Source organism: Bacteroides sp. 2201st1_D9_2201SCRN_220225 (assembly GCF_040928965.1).
Classification (GTDB): domain Bacteria; phylum Bacteroidota; class Bacteroidia; order Bacteroidales; family Bacteroidaceae; genus Bacteroides; species Bacteroides stercoris.
In genome coordinates, this window is the sequence record NZ_JBCODG010000130.1 from 1 (window position 1) to 4,774 (window position 4,774).

At 39.8% G+C, this 4,774-nt stretch carries 1 protein-coding gene; it reads right to left on the reverse strand.

Features of this window, described 5'->3' with window-relative positions; genetic code table 11:
* Positions 1-234 precede the first annotated feature (234 nt).
* Positions 235-4,218 (reverse strand): hybrid sensor histidine kinase/response regulator transcription factor, encoded by a 3,984-nt coding sequence (locus tag AB5903_RS21785; RefSeq protein WP_195658223.1) that lies wholly within the window; start codon positions 4,216-4,218, stop codon positions 235-237.
* Positions 4,219-4,774: the final 556 nt, after the last annotated feature.

The following is a 4,774-nucleotide window of genomic DNA, read 5'->3' on the forward strand; positions in this document are numbered from 1 at the left end:
CTTATTTTCTGCAAATTTACGCTCTTGGAACCATATAAACAACTGTACTACAATATTTTAATTTATAGAACTCCTCTAAAGTTTAACAACTCCTCGAATATCCAAAAACAAACAGTCCGCTATTTAAGCATAGCAACATGAAGCAACGGACTTTCGAAGACCGCTGCAAAATTGAATAAAATCACCTTATAGGGGGTTAGAATGCAGACATAAAAGGTTTGATAGCTGACAAAGTCAGTTCTTTAGATACTTGCTGGGCTGTACACCAAAGTGTTTTTTAAACAAAATACTAAAATACTTGACATTTGCAAATCCTGTTTCCACCGAAACATCATTTACTCCCTTGCCTTCTTTCAGTAACTCTGCTGCCTTCTGTAAACGAATAATACGGATAAAATCCTGAGGACCTCGACCTGTCAATGACTTTAAACGACTATAAAAGAGTGTACGGCTCATAGCCATTTCTCGACAAAGCACACTAATATTAAAATCAAGATGACTCATATAATTCATCACCACTTGTGTGGCTTTCTCTACAAACTGACGGTCGCTTTCAGAAAGAGTCATATTCGAAAACTCTTCTTCCGGAAAGTTTTCCAAATCCTTTTCTTCACACGGCTGAACGAGTACAGTACCCTGTTCCACTTGTCTCAACGCGTACTTCATCAACCAACTTCTCTGTCTTCTGCGATTCTCCAACAAACCTTGTACTTTCAGCTGGAGAATTTCCGTTGTGAAAGGTTTGGATATGTAATCATCAGCTCCTTTGGACAGACCTGCTACCATAGCATCATGATTAGTCTTAGCAGTCAGCAAAATAAAAGGAATACCTGCCGTATCCAAGTTCTCTTTCACTAACTGGCATAATTCATCACCTTGAATACCCGGCATCATAACATCTGAGAGTATCAAATCCGGATATTCTTGTTTCAAATAATCCAAAGCAGCTTCTCCGTGAGCCGCTTCTATCACCCGATATTGTTTTTCAAAGACTTTCTTCAGATAATGGCGCAAAGCATCATGGTCTTCTACAATCAATAAGGTTTCACCAGCATTGGACTGTTCTTCCTCTGCTGCCTCCATGGGTTTAACATCTGGCAAATGCTGTCCGGAGACTTTAGCAAAGTCCTTTCCTGTCATACCAGATTCTACAGCTACACCATCTGCCCGTTTGAAAGCCAACGTAAACGTAGTGCCCATATTCTCTTTCGAACGGAAAGAGATCTTTCCCTGAAGTAACTTAACAAGCCGATGCACCTGTAACAATCCGAAACCGCTTCCTTCTTCCTGTGATTTTCTGGCATTTTCGGCTCTATATACAGTAGAGAATAACAACTTCTGTTCTTTATGAGGAATACCAATACCTGTATCCTGAATATCCACATACACTTTGTGCTTGGTTCCATACAAAATGATATTAATTTCACCTCCCTGAGGAGTGTATTTACAAGCATTAGACAACAAGTTATCAAAAATCATCTCCAGTACCTTTTGATCTCCCCAAACATTAAAATCTTCTGATGGCAAATGAAGGTTTACCTCTAACCGCTTACTGACACAGTAATGCTGAAATTCAGCATATTCCTTCTCCAGCAATTCGTTCATGCTAATTGGCAAAAGTTGCAACGAATAGTTTCCTTGCTCCATACGCTCAAAATCCATCAACTGCCCTACCAAATCATGTAGCCTAGACGTATTATGACGGGCCAAATCCAAATAATAACGCGCATTATCAGTAAGTTCCTCCTTGCTCAAATCTTCCAACGGAGCCATTATCAAGGTGACCGGCGTACGGATATCATGAGCTGTATCCACAAAAAACCTAATCTTATCTTCATCGTATTGTTTTTGCAACTGCCCGCTTTTATAGCGAAGCGCAAAATAGAACACAAAACTAGCCAAACATAGATAGGCCAACCAAGCATACCAGGAATTCCACCAAGGACGGGCTATAGAGATATCCAACATCTCTTCGACAATCACTTCCCCACTATTTTTACGTATACTGCGCACTTTCAGTTTATAATGTCCTGGTGATACCTTTATATATTTCACTTTACCGTCAGTCGAAGGCAAACTCCAATCTGTTTCATAACCATCCAATATATACTGATAAGCTATATCACTCTGAAAACGGTAATTAATAGATTCAAAATAGACGGTAAAAGAATTATAAGCATAATCCAGATGAACTGACTTCCTTTGTAACTGGTCATACACCAACGGATAGGTTTCTCTACTTTCTTGTTCTCCAAGATTATCTATAACCAGTCCTGTAAAACGCAGCGGTGCCTGATAGTCGACATGGGCTATCAAGTGAGGAGATATACAAACAGCTCCGCTGGTACTCCCATAAAGGAATTGTCCGTCAGCCAATTGAGTAAACGAAGACTTGTTATATTCCCTGTCCACATCATGCAAATAATTCAAATCAGAAACTTGATTGTTTTCAATCAAAGCCAATCCTTTGCCTGTACTGATCCACACACGTCCGAAAAAATCTTTCTGAATACTGAACACATCATTAGATGGCATACCATCTTGGATAGTAAACGTTTTCACTTTCTTAGTCTGCATATTATACAGACTCAATCCACCGCCCTCAGTCCCCAACCAGACCGTATCATCTTCATTGAAGCACATGCTAATGATGTAAGCACTCGTATTGTTATTATGCTGCAGATTCTCGTACGAACTGGCATAATGCACAATATGCCCAGTATCTATAGTTATTAAACAAAAACCGTCTACAGTAGCTACAGCCATCTGATTTTTCCCAACCAACTGCAAAGAGTGAATCCACTTCACGCCAAAAGTCTGAAGTACCATTCCCTGAGGACTCATCTTTAACAAATCTCCATCCAAACCTCCTATCCACACATTCTGCTGTTTATCAAGCACAATAGAAAAAATACTATTCGTAGTAAGCCCCCCTCTCTGCTTGGTATAATGAGCCCGTATTCTTCCTGCCTTATCTAGCAAGTACACCCCATCGCCATAGGTACCTACCCACACACTCCCATTTTGACCTTTACAGAGACAAACCACCACTGTTGAAGTAAGCACCTGTTTCCACGAAGAAGAAGCTGTCTGTAAGATGCTAACTCCCCGATCTGTAGCAAACCATAAATCACCACAGGGATGCTCTATCACTCCATTCACATTATCGTTCCCCAATGATTGAGTATTTCTATATTCATGCATAAATACCCCTATCGGATATTTTAGCAATACAGCCACCGATACTCCTCCCGTATAACTTCCAATCCAAATGTTCCCCTGATAATCTTTAATAACCGCATAAATGCCATTTCCCTTAAGGCTCATCCGGATATCATCATCTATGGTAAACAACGGAAAGACATTTCCTACAGTCTTACCTACAGCATATACTCCTCCTCCATCTATTCCTATCAACAAATTATCGGAATCATACTCTGAAATGGCTCTTATCGGATTCATAAGTGCGCTATAAGATGTATACATCTTCGACAAACAACCAGTATGCAAGTCCATCCGCAACAAGCCACTGTTAAAAGTGCCCATCCACAACTGTCTTAATACCCTATCATAATACAACGTCTGCACATCTGTACCTTCAGAAACTTTTTTTACGAGAGTAGAAGCCCGTTTATTGTATACAATCATGCCATCAGAAGTTCCTACATATAAGCTATCTGCTATAGATAAAATATCATTAACATAGGAATCCTCCAGGACTAAATGTATATCTCCGGTCTGTTCCATTTTAAACAGGCCTGTACTTAATCCCAGCCATAACACACCATCGGGAGCAAAACAAAGCTTATTTAAAATAATCTCCCCTTGAATAAAAGAGCTCAAGACAAACAGCAAGTCAAAAGAATCCTTCTTGACAGAATAACGATAGATACGGCCAGAATGATCGTACGCCCACAATCCATAATCAACATCGTAACAAAGCTTTAATCTTCTGCCAGCCATATCTCCATAATGAAAGTCACCGGGCAAAGTATAATTCTTAACTGCATGGCCATTATAACGGTCAATGCCCGATTTGGTGGCAATCCACATTACGTGATACTTATCTTCTACGATAGAAAACACCCGCTGATTACTTAATCCATCAACACGGCCTATATGTCGGACATCATAGGTAGAATATGTTTGTCTGCTAAACGCCGAGACATGCAGCAAACACAACAAACATAATATGATACAAGATAAAGGTGTTTTCATATTTTAACGTGAGTTCGAAACAGACATAGATACAATTCACTGATAAATAGAAGCATATCAATAAAATTATTAAATTTACAGTGCGAATTATAACATTTAACAATTACCACTATGTTCTCAGAGTATAAAGTTACAGAGATTTATTGTACGACGGATGATTTTTTCGTAGAATTTGCTTTGTAGCAGAAAAAATAGGAGAGTCCGGGTCAGTTTGAAAACTTGAGGAAATTAGTTAAAATAGCTATCTTTGATACATGAAACAGAAACGCCAAGCCCCTTACTCCTATGGCATACCTCAAGAGTATTCACATTTGCACCTACCCCCCAAAGACTTCTTCTCGGAAATAGAAGTGCAAGACTTTCCCATTCGTGGCAAAGCTGTCTATCTACGCGTCAAGTACCGTCATTGAGAAGACCCGGAAACCGGACAGACTTATGGCCGTGATTGGAACTTAGTGACCTCCGGTAAAAATAACCCCAAAACAAGAAAGCCCCTGCATCTTCCGATACAGGGGCTTCTCTCTAAAAACGGCGACTACCTACTCTCCCACTGTTA

Coding starts and splice junctions, on each gene's coding strand:
- AB5903_RS21785 (WP_195658223.1), bottom strand. CDS start 4,218: ATGAAAACACCTTTATCTTGTATCATATTATGTTTGTTGTGTTTGCTG.